17 protein-coding genes and 1 pseudogene are annotated in these 19,086 nt (G+C 68.3%); 5 read left to right on the forward strand and 13 right to left on the reverse strand.

What is annotated here, in order from left to right:
• Window positions 1-44: 44 nt before the first annotated feature.
• The 7 genes from ACIRC0_RS35880 to ACIRC0_RS35910 all read right to left on the reverse strand — a co-directional run bounded on the left by ACIRC0_RS35880 (window position 45) and on the right by ACIRC0_RS35910 (window position 7,579).
• Window positions 45-845 (reverse strand): carbohydrate ABC transporter permease, encoded by an 801-nt coding sequence (locus ACIRC0_RS35880; RefSeq protein ID WP_403625134.1) that lies wholly within the window; start codon window positions 843-845, stop codon window positions 45-47.
• 97 nt (window positions 846-942) lie between these two features.
• Window positions 943-1,905: a carbohydrate ABC transporter permease gene (locus tag ACIRC0_RS35885; RefSeq protein WP_403625137.1), complete on the reverse strand. Its 963-nt coding sequence runs from the start codon at window positions 1,903-1,905 to the stop codon at window positions 943-945.
• A gap of 9 nt (window positions 1,906-1,914) precedes the next feature.
• Window positions 1,915-3,192, reverse strand: coding sequence for an extracellular solute-binding protein (locus ACIRC0_RS35890; RefSeq protein WP_403625140.1), 1,278 nt, complete (start codon window positions 3,190-3,192; stop codon window positions 1,915-1,917).
• A gap of 110 nt (window positions 3,193-3,302) precedes the next feature.
• On the reverse strand, window positions 3,303-4,340 hold the full coding sequence (locus ACIRC0_RS35895) for a LacI family DNA-binding transcriptional regulator (RefSeq protein WP_403625143.1): 1,038 nt from the start codon (window positions 4,338-4,340) through the stop codon (window positions 3,303-3,305).
• 258 nt (window positions 4,341-4,598) lie between these two features.
• Window positions 4,599-4,973, reverse strand: a complete 375-nt coding sequence (locus ACIRC0_RS35900) for a hypothetical protein (protein ID WP_403625146.1) — start codon at window positions 4,971-4,973, stop codon at window positions 4,599-4,601.
• A 466-nt stretch (window positions 4,974-5,439) separates the two neighbouring features.
• On the reverse strand, window positions 5,440-6,378 hold the full coding sequence (locus tag ACIRC0_RS35905) for a sigma-70 family RNA polymerase sigma factor (RefSeq protein ID WP_403625149.1): 939 nt from the start codon (window positions 6,376-6,378) through the stop codon (window positions 5,440-5,442).
• Window positions 6,379-6,388: 10 nt separating this feature from the next.
• Window positions 6,389-7,579 carry an NAD(P)/FAD-dependent oxidoreductase gene (locus ACIRC0_RS35910; RefSeq protein WP_403625152.1) on the reverse strand — a complete coding sequence of 397 codons (1,191 nt, stop codon included), beginning with the start codon at window positions 7,577-7,579 and terminating at the stop codon, window positions 6,389-6,391.
• 546 nt (window positions 7,580-8,125) lie between these two features.
• Here ACIRC0_RS35910 and ACIRC0_RS35915 point away from each other — a divergent pair.
• The 3 genes and pseudogenes from ACIRC0_RS35915 (at window position 8,126) to ACIRC0_RS35925 (ending at window position 11,016) form a co-directional block, all read left to right on the forward strand.
• A pseudogene (locus ACIRC0_RS35915) lies at window positions 8,126-8,586 on the forward strand (pyridoxamine 5'-phosphate oxidase).
• Window positions 8,587-8,879: 293 nt separating this feature from the next.
• Window positions 8,880-9,776 (forward strand): LysR substrate-binding domain-containing protein, encoded by an 897-nt coding sequence (locus ACIRC0_RS35920; RefSeq protein ID WP_403625155.1) that lies wholly within the window; start codon window positions 8,880-8,882, stop codon window positions 9,774-9,776.
• A gap of 490 nt (window positions 9,777-10,266) precedes the next feature.
• Window positions 10,267-11,016: an SDR family NAD(P)-dependent oxidoreductase gene (locus tag ACIRC0_RS35925; RefSeq protein WP_403625157.1), complete on the forward strand. Its 750-nt coding sequence runs from the start codon at window positions 10,267-10,269 to the stop codon at window positions 11,014-11,016.
• Window positions 11,017-11,225: 209 nt separating this feature from the next.
• Here the strand turns inward: ACIRC0_RS35925 and ACIRC0_RS35930 are convergent, their stop codons facing one another.
• The gene (locus tag ACIRC0_RS35930; RefSeq protein ID WP_403625160.1) at window positions 11,226-11,843 is read right to left on the reverse strand and encodes a CGNR zinc finger domain-containing protein; all 618 of its coding nucleotides are present in this window, start codon (window positions 11,841-11,843) and stop codon (window positions 11,226-11,228) included.
• Between the two features lie 136 nt (window positions 11,844-11,979).
• Here ACIRC0_RS35930 and ACIRC0_RS35935 point away from each other — a divergent pair, with 136 nt between their 5' ends.
• Both ACIRC0_RS35935 and ACIRC0_RS35940 read left to right on the forward strand, forming a co-directional pair.
• Window positions 11,980-12,528, forward strand: coding sequence for a carboxymuconolactone decarboxylase family protein (locus tag ACIRC0_RS35935; RefSeq protein WP_403625163.1), 549 nt, complete (start codon window positions 11,980-11,982; stop codon window positions 12,526-12,528).
• Window positions 12,529-12,855: 327 nt separating this feature from the next.
• On the forward strand, window positions 12,856-14,313 hold the full coding sequence (locus ACIRC0_RS35940; protein ID WP_403625165.1) for a dihydrolipoyl dehydrogenase family protein: 1,458 nt from the start codon (window positions 12,856-12,858) through the stop codon (window positions 14,311-14,313).
• A 313-nt stretch (window positions 14,314-14,626) separates the two neighbouring features.
• Here ACIRC0_RS35940 and ACIRC0_RS35945 read toward each other — a convergent pair whose 3' ends face one another.
• The 5 genes from ACIRC0_RS35945 to ACIRC0_RS35965 all read right to left on the reverse strand — a co-directional run bounded on the left by ACIRC0_RS35945 (window position 14,627) and on the right by ACIRC0_RS35965 (window position 19,084).
• Window positions 14,627-15,379, reverse strand: a complete 753-nt coding sequence (locus ACIRC0_RS35945; RefSeq protein ID WP_403625168.1) for an SDR family NAD(P)-dependent oxidoreductase — start codon at window positions 15,377-15,379, stop codon at window positions 14,627-14,629.
• A 208-nt stretch (window positions 15,380-15,587) separates the two neighbouring features.
• A complete protein-coding gene (locus tag ACIRC0_RS35950; RefSeq protein ID WP_403625171.1) occupies window positions 15,588-16,472 on the reverse strand; it encodes a TIGR03619 family F420-dependent LLM class oxidoreductase in 885 nt (294 codons plus the stop codon).
• A gap of 157 nt (window positions 16,473-16,629) precedes the next feature.
• Window positions 16,630-16,995: an ATP-binding protein gene (locus ACIRC0_RS35955; protein ID WP_403625289.1), complete on the reverse strand. Its 366-nt coding sequence runs from the start codon at window positions 16,993-16,995 to the stop codon at window positions 16,630-16,632.
• A gap of 375 nt (window positions 16,996-17,370) precedes the next feature.
• Complete coding sequence (locus ACIRC0_RS35960) at window positions 17,371-18,771, reverse strand: NAD(P)(+) transhydrogenase (Re/Si-specific) subunit beta (RefSeq protein ID WP_403625174.1); 1,401 nt, start codon at window positions 18,769-18,771, stop codon at window positions 17,371-17,373.
• A complete protein-coding gene (locus ACIRC0_RS35965; RefSeq protein WP_403625177.1) occupies window positions 18,764-19,084 on the reverse strand; it encodes an NAD(P) transhydrogenase subunit alpha in 321 nt (106 codons plus the stop codon). Before ACIRC0_RS35965 ends, ACIRC0_RS35960 begins: the two co-directional genes overlap by 8 nt.
• Window positions 19,085-19,086: the final 2 nt, after the last annotated feature.

Consider the following 19,086-nt stretch of genomic DNA (forward strand, 5'->3'; position numbering starts at 1 on the left):
TCAGACGGTAGGGGACAGGGTCGGTGGTGCGGTGGGTCACGGGTTCAGCCCTTCGTGGCGGAATCGATGTCAGTGGAGGAGAAGCGGCTCTGGAAGGCGATGTAGAGCCCGACCGCGGGAGCCGCCAGCACACACGCCCCGGCGAGGATGGTGCCGAACGGGTTGGCGGCGGCCGAGGACACGGTGCTGATGTAGTTGGCCAGGGAGACGGCCAGGGGCTGCATGTCGTGCTGCTTGGTGACCAGGAACGGCCACAGGAACTCGTTCCACGGCCCGGTGAAGCTCAGCAGCACCACCGAGACAAGCGCCGGCTTGCACAGGGGCACGGCGATACGGAAGAGGATCCGCAGCTCCGAGGCGCCGTCTATGCGGGCCGCTTCGAACATCGCGGCCGGCAGCTGCAGGAAGAACTGTCGGAAGATGAAGACGGCGCTGGTGTTGATCGCGAACGGCAGGATGACGCCCAGGTAGGAGTCCGCCAGACCGTAGTCGCGGACGATCAGCACATACAGCGGGATGATCAGCAGCTGGAACGGTACGACCTGGACCAGCAGCACCATCGCGAACGTGGTGCCGCGGCCGCGGAAGTGCAGGCGGGCCAGAGCGTACCCCGCGAGCAGCCCGAACACCGTGGTGCAGATGATCACACCACCGGTGAAGATACCCGAGTTGATCAGCGATCGACCCAGCGAGATGGCCGAGTTGATGTCGCTGTAGTTGCGCAGCGTGAGGTTTCCCGGGTTGGGGAACGCTCCGGCCGGGCTCGAGTCGGGCTCCGTCTGCAAGGAGCCGATGATCATGTAGTAGAAGGGGAAGAGGAAGGCGAACGCTCCGATGAGGAGCACGATCCTCGACCAGACCGTCCGTAGGGGCGATCCCGTCGCGGAGTCCGCCCTGCGTCGGCGCTTCCTGTCGGACGAGGCTGTGAGAGCGGCGTTCATCTCAGTCCTTCTCCAGGAAGCGGCGGTAGACCAGCGAGATGGCGCAGATGAGCACGACCAGGATCACGCCGATGGCGGAGGCCTCGTCGGGATGCCCCTGCTGGAGACCGCGCTGATACATGAGCAGCACCGGCGAGGTGGTCGCGCCGTCGGGCCCGCCGCCACTGGTGAGCAGGTAGGGCTCGGTGAACAGGTTGGCCCCGGTCACCGTGGCCAGCACCAGCACCAGGAGGGTGGCGGGGCGTACCGCGGGAAGCGTGATCGACCAGAACACACGGAACTTGCCCGCTCCGTCCAGCGCGGCCGACTCGTACAACTCGTTGGGCACGTTCTGCAGCGCCGACAGGTACAGCACGATGAAGAAGCCCAGTTGCTTCCAGGCGACGAAGACCGCGATGGTCGGCATCGCCAGGTGCGAGTTCACCAGCCACGAGGGGTCCGGTGCCAGCGGTCCGAGTGCCTTGTTCACCAGCCCATTGGTGTTGAACAGGAAGATCCACACACCTACGACGGCGACGCTGGCGGTGACGTAGGGAATGTAGTACGCGGTCCGGAAGAACGACCGGAAGGGCAGCTTCTTGTTGAGGGCACTGGCGAGCACCAGCGAACCCACCACCGTCAGCGGGACGTTGATGACCAGGAAGACGGCGATGTTGCCGAAGGAGCGCCACACTTCGGGGTCGGTGAGGACATTGGTGTAGTTCTCCAGTCCCACGAAAGGCCGGTCGACGGTCGCGCCGGGTGCGGTGAAGAAGTAGTCGTGGAACGAGATCCACACGGCGAAGCCGAGCGGATACACGAAGATCGCGGCAAGGTAGACCAGGTACGGAGTGACGAACAGCGTGCCGATGGGCTGACGTCCACCGATCCGCAGCACCCAGGACCGCGGCCGCTGCGCTGTTCGGCCACGGGCCCCGGGAGCGCTGCTCCCGGAACCGTGGGTCTCAGTCTGTGCAGAGGACATGGCCGGAGGTCACTGGCTCTCTGCCAGCTTGTCGACCTTGCCCGCGGCCTCCTTCAAGGTGCCGGCGAGGTCGCCCTTGCCGAAGATGACTGCCTTGGTGTAGGCGTCGCGGAAGGTCTGCCAGATGTCGACCGAGTTCGGCACGTTCGGGGACTCGATGGTGTGGTCGGCCTGCTGCGCGAAGGTGCTGTAGGCCGGGTGCGACGCGAAGTACGACGGGTAGGCGGCGGTCAGGTTCGCCCGCATCGGCATCTGACCGGTCGCCTCGAGAAGCTTGCCGTCCTGCTCCTTGCTGGTGGCGAACTTCATGACGTCCCAGGCCGTCCCCCGGTTCTTGCAGGAGGTGTACATGCCGATGGACTTCTCGTCGCTGAAGGTGCCCTTGCTGGACGTGCCGTCGGCCGTCGGGACCGGAACGGCGCCCCACTTGAGCTTGTCGCCGTAGACGGCGACCGCCCAGGGACCGACGATGGCCATCGCGGACTTGCCCTCACCGAATGCGTCGCCGTTGAACTGCTCCTTGGGGGCCAGGCCCTCGGCGTACATGGTCTTCCACAGTTCTGCGGCCTTGACGCCGTCGGGCGAGGCGAACTGCGCCTTGCCGTTCTCGACCAGCTGCTTGCCGGTCTGCGAGGTGAACAGCGGGTAGAAGTCGAACCAGGACTGGTAGAACTCCGACGTCGGCGCCGGCCAGATGGCGGCCTTGGCCCCGCTGCTCTTCACCAGCTTGCGCGAGGTGTCGAGGAAGTCCTGGTAGCTGGCGAGCTTCGGGTGCTCGGCGTCCAGTCCGGCCTTCTTGAAGAGCTCCTTGTTGTAGAAGATCATGACCGGGTTGCTCTTCCACGGCATCTGGTAGTACTTGCCGTCCGGGGAGGCGTACTGGGACAGCCGGTCACCGACCCGCGACTCCAGGTACTTCTTGGCATCGGGGAAGTCGTCCAGCGGGACCAGACCGCCCTGCTTCTGGAAACCGGGCACGGCTGCCGGAGCTGTGTTGAGGACGAGGCAGGGCGCGTTGCCGGCGGTGATCGCCGCGCCGATGACCTCCTCGGAACTCTTGCCCGCGGGAATCTCCTGCGCGGTCACCTTCTCCTTGGGATGGGCGGCGTTCCAGGCCGCCACCATGCTCTTGCCCCACGCCACTTCCTGCGCGTTGTTGGAGTACCAGACCGTGATCGGGCCGTGGGCGTCGTTCGAGGCGTTGCCCGTATCCGATCCGGAGCCACTGCCGCACGCGGTCAGTGTCAGAGCCGCTACCGGCAGCAGGGCGAGGAGGGCCTTCTTCATTGGAGGTTCCGTTTCTTGCTGGGTGTTGTCAGTCGGCGGGTGCGACCTTGCTGCGCTGTCGCCGGCGCCGTCCTTGAGGACTTGAGGAGGGGAGGGTCCGGGTGCCACCGTCACTGGTGGTCGAGGGCCGCACGGGCGGGGGCGGGGCCGGTCGAGCCGCGGATCACCAGCGTCGCCGGATCGAGCTCCACGTCGGCGGTGGTGCCGTGCTCTATCACCTCCACCAGTGCCTGCGCGGCGGCCCGGCCCCAGGAGGTCGGATTGGCGCGGCAGGTCGTCAGAGTGGGGCTGGTCCAGGAGGCGAGAGGGACGTCGTCGAAGCCGACCACCGACAGGTCGTCGGGCAACCGCAACCCGGCGTCCTGGGCCACTGCCATACCGGCCGTAGCCGAGAGGTCGTTGGCGTACACGACGGCGGTGGGGGGACTGGTCTGGGACAGCAGCGCGCGGGTCGCCTGGGCCCCTCCCTCGGCCGTGAAGCCTCCGGGCAGCGACGTGCCCGGAGGCAGGCCCGCCTCGGCGAGGGCGTCCGCCCAGGCCTGACGGCGGCGCCGTGCGTGGACGAACTCCTCGGGACCGGCCACGTAGGCGATGTCCCGGTGTCCCAGTTCGACCAGGTGGTGCACGGCGTGGCGGACCGCGGGACGGTCGTCGAGGTTCACCGAGGGGAAGTCGGAACCTCCCTCCACCGCGCCCACGGCGACCGCGGGCAGACCGAGCTCCGCCACCAGGGCCGGGCGCTGGTCGTCCACGCGCAGGTCGGTGAGGAAGACGCCGTCGACCCTCCGGTCGGCCGCCAGCCTGCGATACGTCTCCACTTCCTCGCCGGGGCGGCTCATCTGCAGCATCAGACCGTCGCCGGTCTCGGAGATCACCGCCTCGATGCCCGCCATGAACGCCGGGTAGAACGGATCGGTGCCGATCAGCTCCGGTTCCCGGGTCAGTACGAGACCGACGGCACGTGCCCGTCCCGTGGACAGCGCACGAGCGCTGCGGCTCGGAGTCCATCCCAGTTCCTCAGCAGCCGCCCGGACGCGCTGCTGAGTGGTGAGCGCCACACCCGGGCGGTTGTTGAGGACGAAGGAAACCGTCGCACGGGACACCCCGGCCAACTTCGCCACATCCGCGATCGTGGGACGACGGGCCATGTGTGAACTCCTTGGGCATGCCGGACGACGCCGGCCACGGGTGGCGAAGGTCGACCAGTACTTGAACCGGTTTAAATGGCGGCTCATAGCTTCGGCGTCACCTGCCGTTAAGTCAAGGCCCCTTGTTCAGCTGCCTTTTGATGGCGATATGATCAGATAGCACGAAATGGCCGCCTTAGCTGTTTCGGAGGCAGAGTCGCGGGAGGCGTGTCGCCACTGCCGGACGGGCGCCCGGTCGGCAGGGGGCCGACTCCCGGATCACCGTTGTCCGGAGCTTCCGCGCCGACGGGGCGATCGCGGCCGTTTCCGGACGTCGGACGGCGGTTTGCTCAGGAGCTTCGCGACGACCCCGTTCCCGGTAGGCGGCCACGGCTGCCCAGCCTGCCGCGCGGCGAGGACGTGTTCGATGCCGGCAACCCACGAGCCCGGCCGCAGTAGCTCAAGCGGGTAGCGCTCCAGCTCGGAGAGGCGCATCTGCAGCGTCCAGCCCGGCGTCATCGTCAGGCCCCCCGGCAGTGCCGTGCCCCGCAGCCGTTCCTGCTGGTGGATTTCCATGAGGACCTCGCCCGGCTGATGGTCTGCCTTCCCGGGCGGGTGGACCCAGCGCGCGTCCAGGCCGGCCGCCTTGGACACCGCGCACACCCACGCCACGTATCAAGCGGGCTCCACCCGGCCGTCGGGTGTGTTCTGCCTCTGGCGGTGGCCATCGTTGCCCGGCGCCCACCGCAGCCACACCATGAGCGTCTGTCCGAGAGCCTCGGTGAAACCGCATGGAAGGAGCGCGGGTATAGGGCGGGACTGGTCGACGGCGGCCCGGGACAAGGGGCTGTTAAGGTCACCGGCCGTCTCCAGGAGCGTCAGCAAGTCCCGGACGCCTGGCTGTATAAGGTGGCCGTCCTGGCCTTGGCCAGGGCCCCTTGGATCCGCCCTGGTCAGCCCTCCGCGACGATTCGTAGTTGGCCATCGGGAATCCGAATCTCATGGCCGAGTCTGACTCGGGACACCGACGTGCTTCGGCCCCCGTGCTGCTGTGCAGCGCGGGGGCCGAAGGGGTGCCGTCCTCGCTCCGACTCAGGTCACTGGATTCCGGTGGCTCTGGTCACCATGCGGTGATGACCGGCGCGTCGGGTTCGTGCTGCCGCCAGGCCTCGTTGAGGCGCGCGAGCCGGTCCGCGGCGGCGATGCCGTGCAGGGACGCGACCTTGCCGTCGGTGACTTCGAACGCCACGGCACCCACGACCCGGTCGTCGACCACGGCGAGGACGGCTGGGGAGCCGTTGACCAGCGCGATGTGGAACGCGGGGGAGCCGCCGGCCAGCCGCCGCTTCGCGGGAGTGGGCTTGAAGCCGGCCCGCACGTAGGCGGCGATGCGCTCGCGGGTGTTGTACCGCAGCAGCCGCCTGGCCAGTCCGTAGCCGTCCGAAATTGCGGTCGCGTCGGCGGTGAGCATCGCCACCAGCCGTTCGGTGCGCCCCGACGTGGCGGCGGCGAGGAACTCCTCGACGATCCGGCGCGCGGACGCGGGGTCCACCTCGTCGCCGCCGCGGCGCTCGGCGGTGACCCGGCGCCGGGCCCGGTGGACATGCTGTTGGCTCGCGGACTCGGTGATGTCGAGGATCCCGGCGATCTCGGCGTGGGGGTACGAGAAGGCCTCGCGCAGGACGTAAGCGGCCCGCTCGACCGGCGAGAGGCGCTCCATGAGGATCAGTACGGCCAAGGACACCGATTCGCACTGCTCGAAGGTTTCGGCCGGACCGAGCATCGGGTCGCCCTCAAGGAGCGGCTCGGGCAGCCATACACCGGCCGCTCGCTCGTGGCGCGCCTGCGTTGATCGGAGCCGGTCGACGCAGAGATTGGTGGTCACCTTGGTCAGCCACGCTTCCGGCACCTCGATACGTTCCCGGTCTGCGGCCTGCCAGCGCAGGAACATGTCCTGCACGGCGTCCTCGGCGTCGGCGGCCGAGCCGAGCAGACGGTACGCGAGCGAGGCCAGCCGGCCCCGGCTGGCCTCGAACCGATCGATGGCTGCGCTGTCCATGCGGAGCAGCCTATGCGGCAACCCTCACACCACCCCGGTCAGGCGAGGCGGCCAGGCGGTGCCTGCGCTTGGGCATGCCGAAGGTCGGGTGGGCGATGCCCCACCCGGCCCCCTTGAGTACGCCCGACTTGAGCCGCGCGGCGATCCGGCCGCCCAGGTACCAGGACTTCGCCCGGACGTTCCCGTCCACCATCTGGAAGATCGCGTCCCGCCGCCCGAGGCTGATGTGATTGCCGTAATACTTCAGCCCGGTAGTCGGGACCTTGCTGCCCGTCAGGCGCGCGATGATCGCGGCGGTCGCCTGTATGTTGGTGACGCCGGCCGAGGCGCAGGACATCGGCAGCGGCCGACCGTTCTCGCCGATCGCGTAGGCGCAGTCACCGGCGGCGTAGACGTCCGGATGTGAGACGGAGCGCATGCTGCCGTCGACGACGATCTGGCCGGTCTCGGCGACCTCCAGGCCGCTGCCGGCCGCGATGGGGTCCACGGCGAACCCGGCGGCCCACACGGTCACGTCGGCCGGGATGGACGTGCCGTCGGCGGCGATCGCCTGTGTCGGCTCGACGGCTTCGATGTCGGTGTGCTCGTGGACGGTGATGCCGAGCCGGTCGAAAGCCTGGTGCAGGTGACGGCGGGCCTTCGGGGAGAGCCAGGTTCCCAGCTCGCCGCGGGCGGCGAGCGCGACCGAGAGGTCAGGCCGGGACTCGGCGAACTCGGTAGCGGTCTCGATGCCGGTCAGCCCCTCACCGACGACCAGCACGGCGCCGCCCTCGCCCAGTCCGGCCAGGCGCTCGCGTAGACGCAGCGCCGAGGACAGGCCGGTCACGTCAAAGGCGTACTCGGCCACGCCCGGGACGCCATGGTGGGCTACGGAGCTGCCGAGCGCGTAGAGAAGCGTGTCGTACATGAGCTCGCCGTCGCCGTCCTCGCCGGTCACGGCGACGGTCCGGCGCTCGGGGTCGAGGCCGGTGACGCGCGCCAGGCGCAGGCACACCCTGGTGCCCGCGAATACGTCGGTGAGCTTCCGGAACGTGAGGTCCTGGCCGATTGCGAGCTGGTGGAGCCGCATCCGCTCAACGAAGTCGGGCACGGCGTTGACGACGGTGATCTCGGTGTCGGCCGGAGAGAGCCGGCGGCCCAGGTTTCCGGCGGCGAAGGCCCCGGCGTATCCGGCGCCGAGTACCACGATGCGGTGCTTCATGGCGATGCTCCTGTCTCGTTCGCGTGCCCTTTGAACGAGATGGCGCCCCGATTGCTGACAGGAGCTCGTTGTGACGCCGGTCACCGAACCAAAACAAGCGGCTCAGCCTCCGGCAGGTGCTTGGGCCCGACCGAGATCGAGTACTACCCCCCGATGGCCTGCGCACAGGCCATCGCCTTCCTGCGGGAGCAGGGTCAGTACGTGCCGGGGGCCCGGCTGGTGTCGACGCGGCAGGTGGCCCCTTGTTCCCGGGCTTTTGATGCTCCAGCCGTAGATGGTGATCTTCATGTGTGATGCACGGGCACGAGATCCAGCGCCTGTTCAATTCACGAAGCTTGTCGTCCGGCCCGTGGATGACGCGGCCAAACGGCGCCGCTGGTTTGTCTGGTGACGCCGCCGCCAGGCACGAGCCACGCCGGCCATTACCGCCGACAAGAGCACCCTATTTGGCCGTCCACGAGGCAGAGGCTGAGGGGTTCGTGGGCCGCCGGGAGCAGGTCCCTGGCCTCATGCGCGCTTGGAGCCTGCTGGCTGAGGTCGACACTCATGCAGACCACGGGGATTGTTCGCCGCCAGGCGGCGGAGCGTAGGCGCGACACCCGAACGGCTCGTTACCGAGTGGGATGTATGGGTGTCGGCAGCACGTCCCGATCAAGGGCCGCACCAGGTGCCGCTGTGGTTCTTGAGGGACAGGCGAGCAGTGTGGATGTGCACCGGTCACCCCCGGCTTCCGCAAATGCGCGGAACGTCGGCGGGGAGCCGCGCGTGCGCCTGGCGCTGCCGGACAACTTCGGCGTGGTGCTTCTCCAGGGCGAGGCGGAGCGCTTTGGACCAGGATCTGCCCGGACATGCGGCGGAGGCGTTCGCCGCCAAGTTCGGGTGGGACCCGCGCGCGGAGGCGGGTTCCTTTCTGTATGTGCGTGGCGCCAAACTGTGTGCGCGTGTGGCGCGGCGAAGGGGAACTACGCGGCAGAGGGATCATGCGCGACGGGCCGTGGTTGGAATAGCGGCCGTCCTTGGCTGACGCCCCTCTCCCCATCAGCAAGATCACGATCTACGGCTCGAGTACCAAGACGTGAAGGCGACGTCGAGCCGGTCGTCGCCACATCTCAGCAGCGCCAAGCTCCGCGGCGTTGATCGCGCCCAAAGGCGGTTGCGGGCCCTCTGAACTCTTCGAGGTGCAGCGCGACGCATACGCTCCATGACCCCGGTCGCAGCCATCACCCCGGGCGGACGGGGCCATCGGTCTGGCTTCTGGCAGGCGGATGACCAGGTCCACGCCGTGTGCTGGTATGGAGGGATGGAACTGCGGGAACTTCGCGCCTTCGTCGCTGTCGTCGAGGAGCGCGGTATGTCTGCCGCCGCACGCCGACTGCACGTGAGCCAGTCAGCGCTGTCGCAGACGGTGAGCGGCCTGGAGAGGCAACTGGGACTGAGGCTGCTGATCCGCACCAACACCGGTGTCCGTCCGACCGAGGAGGGAGAGACCCTTCTGGCCGAGGCTCGCGCAGTGATCGCCCGACATGACCAGGCGCTGCGGACCATGGCAAGCCTGATGAGTCCGGGATGCGGGCTGCTGAGGGTCGGCATTCCGCTGGAACTGCCGTCGGATCTGCTCCGGCCGGCGATGGAGCAGGTGGCGGCCACATGTCCTGACACGCGCGTGCAGGCCCGCCATCTGTCGTCCGCGGCACAACTGGAGGCGCTGCGCGCCGGCGACCTCGACATCGGCCTGCTTAGGGAACGTCCTGTGGACCCCGACCTCGACGCCATGCTGGTCGTCACGGAGAAGCTGGGCGTGCTGCTGGCCGCGAGCGTCGCTGCCGAGTTGGCGGACGACGAGGGCGTGCGCCTGGAGACCCTGCGGGGCCTGGAGTGGGTGAGCTTCCCCCGCTCCGGCAGCCCGGCATGGTACGACGAAGTCACCTCAGTCCTGCGTAGCTTCGGCCTCGACCTGGGCCCGGAGGCACCGGAGAACCAGTCGTTGATCGCCGAGGTCAAACTGGCGGCGGTCAGCACAGAGAAGGCTTTCGCCCTGGCCCCGCCCCATTGGTCCCAGCCCCTGCCCGAGGGCGTTGTCTGGAAGCCCCTGCACAAGCATCCCTTGGTGCGCCGCACCTGGGCCGCCTGGCCGACCCATTCCCGGCGCCGCGATCTGGCCGGCTTCATCACGGGACTCCCAGCGGCGGACATCTGACTCAGGGCGGGGCCATGTAGGCGCCGTTCCGCCTGGCCGGCGCCCGAGCCCTGTCGGTAGCGGCCGACCGGCGATGCGCGGTGCTCGGCTGCGTACGCACCATCATGGCGGCGGCCTCGGGGACATCCCGCCGGTGCGCTCAGTGTCATTCCTGCGCCCCTGTCGCAGGATCGTCCCTAGGGCGCCGGTCGCAGGATCTGGTTCGCTCTTCGCCGTCCACGTCGCCGGAAACAATATCGCGGCGCTGTCATAGGAATAAACGGCCGCCGCCATTAACAGACTAGATAGCAGATTCCCTCGGTACGGGGAATAAGATGGGTGTCACGCCTCTGACCTGCGTGGATGATGCTCGTAATGGGCTGAGTGCCGTCCTCGACGTACCGGTCGAGTGGTCTGAATTCATGACGCCATGGGAGAGAGGTTGAACGCGCATCCTGAAAAGGGGCGTACGTTATTGCGCGGCAACCAACTATTCGATGGAGTGCTTACCGTGAATTCTTCCTACCTCGCCGGCAGCGTCGCACTGGTTACCGGAGCCACCAGCGGCATCGGCGCAACGACCGCAGGCCTGCTCGCCGAGCGTGGAGCGCATGTGCTGGTCGCTGGGCGGGATGCGTCACGTGGCGAGTCCGTAGCCGCGAGCATCCGAGCCAGGGGAGGCAAGGCCGACTTCCTGGCCGCCGACCTCACGACGGCCGACGCGGCCCGCGACCTGGCGCGGCGCGCGACCGACATCGGTGGCGCGGTCGACGTCCTGGTCAACAACGCCGGCATCTACCCCTTCGGGCCCACCGCTGACACCGCCGAGGAGCAGTTCGACGCGGTGTACGCGCTGAACGTGAAGGCCCCGTACTACCTCGTGGCCGAGCTCGCGCCGGGCATGGCGGAGCGCGGCCGTGGCTCCATCATCAACGTGAGCACGATGGTGGCCGACTTCGGCATGGCGGGCATGGCCCTGTACGGGTCGAGCAAGGCTGCCGTGAACCTGCTGACCAAGTCGTGGGCGGCCGAGTACGGTCCGCGGGGTGTGCGGGTCAATGCCGTCGGGGTCGGGCCGACGCGCACTGAGGGAACGGCCGGAATGGGCGACGACTTGAGTGGTCTTGCTGCCCAGGCCCCCGCGGGCCGCCCGGCGAGTCCTGAGGAGATCGCCTCCGTGATCGCGTTCCTGGCGAGCGACGCGGCGAGCTTCGTGCATGGTGCGGTCGTCCCCGTCGACGGCGGTCGCGTCGCCGTCTGAGCCTGACGGCCGAAACGCTGAAACCAGCATGGAAGGGACCCGGCTCAACGGACGAGAAATCGTTGTGCCGGTCCCTCCCGGGTTGCCTGGCAGCGGCCGCGGCAGGATGCCATGAGCATGGCTTCGGGGCGGTGGAGCGTTCTTCGCTCTTTGGCGGGCTCGGCGTATGGGGGCCGGGTGGTCAGAGCGACGGCTTGTCTGTGCGTCACTTACGCGGTGTGGTGGCGCTGGTAGTGGCGGGCGACGCGGACGCGGTTACCGCATGCTGGGGAGCACCACTCGCGGCGTGGGTGGTTCTTGAAGAAGTAGAGCAGGCAGTTGGGGGCGAGGCAGGGGCGCAGGCGCTCCCGGTCTGGTCCGGTGAGAAGCTCGACTGCCTGGTGGGCTATGAACTGTACGGCGAGGTGCGCATTCCCCGAGCCACGGTAGGTATGTGAGGGCTGCCCGCCCGTGGGCCAGACGAGCTCGGGCCAGGCCTGAGCAAGGGCGTTGAGCTTGGCGATGGCCTCATGGCGCGTCGGCCCGGGCACGGTGGCCGGCGGACGCGGATCGTTGGTCATCTCGGCTGCCAGCTGTCGCAGCACGTCGCGCAGTGCACGCAGCTCCCCGGCGACCGGGCGCACCGTGTGTTCGTCGGTCTGGTCCGCCTGAAGGTCGCTCAACGGGCCGAGGCGGTTGGCGACTGCGCGCAGCCAGGCAGTGGAGCCGGTGTCGTCGACGAGGGCGTCGCGCGTCCGGCCGCGGTCGAGTGTCACGGTGTTCATGAGCTCGATGGGCAGAGGTTCTCCCAGTAGCGCCGCGCTTGTGATCGCTGTCCCTTCCGTCATGCTTTCGACCTTACCACCCGCCTAACGGGTAGCTCGCTCGGCAACCATTTGACATCGAGCAGGTGGCGCGCCATAGTCCTAATGGGTAAGTCATCAGTTATCCATTAGATCGATTGAATCACCAGGAGAAGCCGCTATGTCAGCGCTGCCCCAGATCAACCCCGCCGAGGCCACCGGCGAAGCCGCCACCCTGCTCGGCGAACTCAAGAAGAGCGTCGGCTCCGTGCCGAACATGGCGAAGGCGATGGCGAACAGTCCGGCCCTGCTCAAGGGCTGGATGAGTCTGTCGGATGCTCTGGTTGGCGGTGTGCTTCCTGCCGCTGTCCGAGAGCGACTGGCACTGGCCACCGCGGAGTACAACCGCTGCGCTTACTGCCTGTCCGCCCATACCTTCCTGGGCAAGAACGTCGCCAAGATCGACAGCGACGAAATAGGGCGCGCTCGCCACGCCGAGTCCGCCGACCCGCACACAGCAGCGCTGCTTGCTCTCTCCGACGCCATCGCCCGTGGCCGCGGCACGGTAGACGAAACCGTGCTGAAGTCGGCCCGGTCCGCCGGCGTCACCGACGCCGAAATCGCCGAAGTCGTAGGCAACCTCGCCCTGAACATCCTGACCAATTACTTCAACATCGTCGCCGAAACGGACAACGAGTTTCCTCTCGTCACGCCGCATCAGTCGGCCTGACGCCCCTGCCGTGCGGGTCGCAGCCCTGTCCTGCCGACAGCGACCCGCACGCCCCACCTGTTGGCCCGGGCAGGCCACCCTCGGAACAGAGGGGATGGTCGGCTCACGACCGTCGGCGGCAGGACTCGGTCAGCCGACCGGCAAAAGCTGCGAGGAATCCAGCACCGGTGTTCTGTTGGGAAGAACGCCGTGCAAGGCAGAAGGTGCTCCTCTCAGCGCGCCTACCCCGTCACCGTCGGCATCACCGACAGTGATGCGTCCGTGACGTGAAGAACACCTGATGAACACCGGCCGGACCAGTACACATCATGACGAAGCGAGGCAGCGATGACTGCACTATCCGAGTCCCAGGAAGACGGCACCTACGACGTGATCGTGCTGGGAGCCGGTCCGGTCGGCCAGAACGTCGCAGACCGCGCCCGCGCTGCTGGCCTCACGGTGGCCGTCGTGGAACGCGAACTGGTTGGCGGCGAATGTTCCTACTGGGCCTGCGTGCCCAGTAAGGCACTGCTGCGGCCGGTCATCGCTCTCGCCGACGTCACCCGCGTGGACGGTGCGCGGCAGGCCGTGACCGGCAGGCTCGACAACGACCGGGTGTTCGCCCGTCGCGACCGCTACGTCACCGACTGGGACGACAGTGGCCAGGCCCGGTGGGTGAAGTCCATCGGTGCCGACCTCTTCCGCGGCCACGGGAGGATCGACGGCCCCCGCCGCGTGACGGTGACACCCGGCGACGGCGCATCGCACACCCTCACCGCCCGGCACGCGGTGGCCATCGCGACCGGCAGTCGGCCGGTGCTGCCCGATCTACCAGGCATCGACGAGGCCCGGCCCTGGACCAACCGGAACGGCACCGACTCCAGCACCGTGCCGGCCCGGCTCGCCATCGTCGGCGGCGGTGGGGTTGCTGTAGAGATGGCCACCCTCTGGCAGGGCCTCGGCTCCCAGGTCACCCTCCTCGCCCGCCGTGCGCTGCTGCCCCGTATGGAACCGTTCGCCGGCGAGCTGATCGAACGCGCCCTCACCGAGGCCGGCGCGGACGTGCGGATCGGTGTGCAGGTGAACGCCCTTCGCCGCCCGGACGCCACCGGCCCCGTCACACTCAGCCTCGACGACGGCAGTGAGGTGGAGGCCGACGAGGTCCTGTTCGCCACCGGCCGCACCCCCGCCACCGATGACATCGGCCTGGACACCATCGGCCTCACCCCCGGCTCATGGCTGGATGTGGACACCACCTGCCTGGTCCACGGGGTTGAGGGCGAGTGGCTGTACGCCCTCGGTGACGTCAACCACCGTGCGCTGCTCACCCACCAGGGCAAGTACCAGGGCCGTACCGCGGGCGACGCCATCGGCGCCCGCGCCGCTGGTCGCCCGCTGGACGATGCCGCCTGGGGCGACCACGCCACCACCGCCGACCAGCACGCCGTACCCCAGGTCTTCTTCACCGACCCCGAGGCCGGCGCCGTGGGTTTGACCGCCGAACAGGCAGTCCGCGCCGGATACCACGTCAAGGTCGTCGACGTCGACTTCAACGCCGCCCAGGGCGCCAACCTCTATGCCGACGGCTATCGGGGCCACGCCCGGATGATCGTCGATCTCGATCGGGACGTCCTGCTCGGAGTCACCTTCGTTGGTCCAGGCATCAGCGAGCTGCTGCACTCGGCCACCGTCGCGGTCGTCGGCGAGGTCCCGCTCAAGCGGCTCCGGCACGCCATCGCCTGCTTCCCGACCGTGAGCGAGATCTGGCTCTTCCTCCTTGCCGCCCACCAGCGCGAAAGTGGCTGAGCCTGACCGGACGCCCGGCCGGACAGATGATGTCGCAGCCGCCGACGATCAGCGGTCCGAGTCGCACGTCGATGGCGCTGGCAGGCCACGAAGGCCGTGTCATCCTGCGGTGTAGCGCCCAAGCACACGGGTCCTGGCCGGCCATCTCCATCGGCAGCTCTGGGCGTTCGACGCTCCCGGGTGCGGCGCGTGCGGTGAGAGGGTGGAAGGCACCAGACGCTGGCCGCTCGGTATCAGCGGCAGGGGATCCCGCTCGGCATGTCCCGGTCCGGCGATCCGGCCCGGTGCCCGGCGGGGATCATCGGGCAGGGGGTCAGACGGCGGTGCGGCCGCCGTCCACGGGCAGGACCGCGCCCTGCACGAAGCTGGCCGTGTCGTCGGCGAGGAAAGCGATCACTGACGCGATCTCTGCTGCCGAAGCAGGGCGTCCCGCGGGCGCCTGAGCCGCCAGGCTCTGCAGGTCCTCCTCGGCCTGGGCGGTCGTTTCGGTCCGGGCCGGGCCGGACTGCACGGCGTTGACCCGCACCCCGCGCGGCCCGTATTCGGCTGCCCAGGCTTTGGTGAGCAGGTTGAGTGCGGCCTTGCTCGACCCGTACAACGCCATGCCGGAGAAACCGAGCGCGGCCGCGATCGTGGTCACGTTGACGATCACCCCGCTGCCTCGGGCAGCCATCCGGGGAGCGAGTTCGGCCACGAGGTAGAACGGCGCTTTGACGTTGAGGGCGTACACGGTGTCGAAGAGGTTTTCCTCCGTGTCCTCGGTCGGCGCGAAGGGATACATGCCCGCGTTGTTGACCAGGACGTCGACCCGGTCGCCCCCCAGCGACAGGGCCTCACGCGCCAACCGTCGTGCAGTCCGCGCGTCGCTCAGATCAGCGCTGAGGAAGTCGGCCTTCCCACCCTGTCTCCGCAGCCCTGCCACCACCACGTCACCCCGCGCGGTGTCACGGCCGGCCACCAGGACGTACGCACCGCGCCGGGCCAGTTCTTCCGCAGCGGCGGCGCCGATGCCGCTGGTCGCTCCGGTCACGAGTGCGACCTTGCCTTGCAAGGATGCAGACGCCATGATCGATCCTTCCCTCGCATCACGTACTCGATCGGTGGCCCGAAGCGGATACCTGGCCTGGGGGCAGCCGCTGCGTCCGTCTGCGGCTGCCTGGCGCAGGGCTGCTGCATCGGTTCCGTCGCGGCCGGGCGTCCACTGCGCCTGCTCCCACAGCAGCACCAGGCAGGGGACCTTGCAACCAGTCGCAGCCGCATCCGAGCGGAGGGGTTCAGGGCAGCGCCGGCTTGAGTTCCTCGGCCACCCAGTGAAGCGCCTCGCGCAGCCCGGATCCGTCCAGAGGTATCCACAAGGAGCACATCGACACACCGGCTTCCTGCAGCCGGGCGAGGTCGTCGATGATGCTGTCCCGTGTGGGCTGTGACCCTCCCGCGAGACGTCCGGGTGCAGGTTGGGTGGTGGGGAAGCCAGGGGGAATCAGGAAGACGACCGTGGCCAGCGTCAGGGTGGAGGAGTCACGGCCGCTCTGGTCACCGAGGTCGGCCAGGCGGGAGCGGACGTGTTCGGCAATGACGTGGTCGATCCCGCGGCCGAGCCAGCCGTCAGCGAATCGGACAGTGCGGCGCAGGGCAGCTTCGCTGTGGCCTCCGATCCACACGGGGGGCCCTCCGTGTGTGCGGGGGCGTACTCCCGCGACGGCCTTGTGCAGCTGGGTGAACCGCCCGGCGTAGGTGACCGGCTCAGTGCCCCACAGTTTCCTGACGATCTGCAGGTACTCGTCCGTACGCGCTCCGCGCTGGCTCAGCGGCACCCCGACCGCTTCGAATTCCTGTGGGTTCCAGCCGGTTCCGGCGGCGAGCACGAAGCGGCCGCAGGAGAGGACGTCCAGGCTGGCCGCGGTGTTGGCCAGCATGACCGGGTCGTAATAGGGGACGACCAGGACACTGGTGGCCAGTCGGATTCGGGAGGTGGCGCCCGCGACAGCGGCCAGCGTCACGAACGGGTCCAGCGCGGAGCCGATCGGGTTGCGCAGCATATGGCTCGACATGAGCACGTAATCAAGGCCCAGTTGCTCCGCCTCCTGCGCGGTCCGCAGAACACGGTCGCCGTCTTCGGCGGTCCAGGGCGGCGGCTCAAGGGATACACCGAGTTGCACAGCCCTTTGTATCAACGCCTTGGCTGATCAAGCTGCCCGCAGCCCCGCGCTGTCGGCCGGACGGAGCAACCCCGGACGCGCCGGTGGTCGCCCGGCTCATCCTCAGGCGTTGCCATGCGCTTCAGGGTGGCTTCCTTGGCGCGGACGGCGGGCACCATCACTGTCGGGTCTCCGGAAAGGCGAGGGAGGCCCAGGCACAGGTTCCGGAGCGCCTCTTGCAGATGCCACTGGCGGTGGCAAGCGCCTCCACGATGACAAGACCGCGACCGGCCTCCGGCATCCCGCACTCCGCTGCGGCATCCTCCTGCCAAATCCCCGAGTCTGTGACCATGACCAGAACGCACGACGCCTCGCTGTCGATCGTCAGCGTGACGCTGTCCGTTCCGCTGTGGAGAACGGCATTGGCCACCAGCTCGCCGACAACGATGCGGACGTCGTCGACCAACTCCGGCCCGCGGAAGTGTCGCACCAACAGATCAGCGAACGTACGCGCCTCGGGGACGAGCCGCCCTTCGGCGGCCATCACCAACTGAGCGAGCCCAGCGTGTTCACGGGCGTCCGGCCGGCACGCGGGGCCAGCCTCACACTCCCGGAGCGAGCAGGCGCTGCTCGCACATGGGTCAAGCATGGCTCTCCTGTGTCCTGTGCAGTGGAGCGGCACGGCCCTGCCGGGTCGCCTTCCCCAGCAGTTGGGCTTGGTACAACGGAGCGGACTCGCGAGTTGATGCCCTACCGCCATAGGGGCTTTCGAACGCCGATATGAGCGAGTCGCTCGGGAGCATGTGTTGAATCGGCGCCAGGCCTTCGGTACAGAACGGTGATGATCTTGTTGCGCGGCGGACGGCATTGCCCGAGCAACCAGTCGGTTCCTCGGGCGGTGCCGCCCGCCGCGCCGCCGTCAGACCCTCTCCAGGCCGGCGCTTTCCAGCTCGCGAACCAGGTGGGAGGCGACGTCCTTGGCGTCTCCGAAGAGCATGAGCGTCTTGTCGAGGTAGTACAGCTCGTTGTCGACGCCGGCGAAGCCGGTGCTCATCCCTCGTTTGACCACCATGATGGTGCGTGCCGAGGCCACGTCGAGTACGGGCATGCCGTAGATCGGACTGTCCTCGCGGGTGCGGGCGGCCGGGTTGGTGACGTCGTTCGCTCCGACCACCAGGGCGACGTCGGCCTGCGGGAAGTCGCTGTTGATCTGGTCCATATCCAGGATGCGGTCGTAGGGGACATCGGCCTCGGCGAGGAGGACGTTCATGTGGCCGGGCATGCGTCCGGCGACCGGGTGGATGGCGTAGCGGACCCGCGCACCTTTGCGCTCGAGGATTTCGGCGACTTCCTTGATGCGGTGCTGGGCCTGGGCGACGGCGAGCCCGTAGCCGGGAACGATGATGACGTCTCTGGCCGTCTCGAGGATCATGGCGGCCTCGTCGGGGCCCGTGCTGCGCACGGGCCGGTCCTGCGCGTCATTTTCCCCGGCGGCCGCGGTGGTCTCGACCTGCCCGAAAGCGCCGAAGAGCACATTGCGGAAGGACCGGTTCATGGCACGGCTCATCATGACGGACAGCAGAAAGCCGGAGGCACCGTCGAGCGCACCTGCGACGATGAGGGCCTTGTTGTCCAGGACGAGTCCCATCGCCGCTCCAGAAAGTCCGGCATAGGAGTTGAGCAGCGAGATGACGGTGGGCATGTCGGCCCCGCCGATCGGCACGACGAGGAGAATGCCGAACAGTGCGGACGCCGCGATCAGCAGCGGAAAGCGTGCATCGGCCGACGGGGCGACGATCAGCCAGAGCGCGACGAGGGCCGCTGCGGTGAACAGGACCAGATTCACCAGTTGTTGGCCGGCAAAAACTGTCGGGCGGCCTGGGAGGATGCCCTTCAGTTTCCCGAACGCCATCAGGCTCCCGGTGAAGGTCACGAACCCCAGCACGACCTCGCACATCAGCGCAGTTGCGATGAAGGTGCTGAGCGACGCGGCGTGCTCGTAGTACTCGGCGGTGCCGACGAGTCCTGCAGCCAGCGCGCCGAAGGCGTGGGAGAGGGCGATGCGTTCAGGCATGGCGGTCATCGGCATGTACTTGGCCATGGCTCCACCAATGACGGAGCCGATCACGACGGCCAGCAGGATCCAACGGAAGTCGACAATCTCTTTGTTGATCAGTGTTCCGGCGACGGCCGCCGCCATGCCGACCACCGTCAGCAGCAGACCCTGGCGTGCGCTTCGGGGATGAGCCATGCCGCGCAGTCCGAGAATGAAGAGGGTGCCGGAGGCGAGGTACAGCAGCGGGATGACGATGTCACGCATCGGCCTTGGCCTTTCCTGCGGCGTGGGCCGGGTTGCTGGGCCGGAACATACGCAGCATGCGGTTGGTGATCAGGAATCCGCCGATGACGTTGATGCTGGAGGCGGTGACAGCGACGGTGCCCAGCACGGTGATGAGCGGGCCGCGGTCGGAGCCGGCCAGCAGCAGGCTGCCGACCAGCGAGATGCCGGCGATCGCGTTGGTCAGGGCCATCAGCGGGGTGTGCAGGAGCGCGGGCACGCGCCGGATGACTTCCAGGCCGATGACGGATCCGAGGACCAGGACGTACAGGCTGGCTTCGATGGCTGTTGACATGA

The organism is Streptomyces sp. NPDC093984 (assembly GCF_044764595.1).
Taxonomy (GTDB): Bacteria; Actinomycetota; Actinomycetes; order Streptomycetales; family Streptomycetaceae; genus Streptomyces; species Streptomyces cynarae.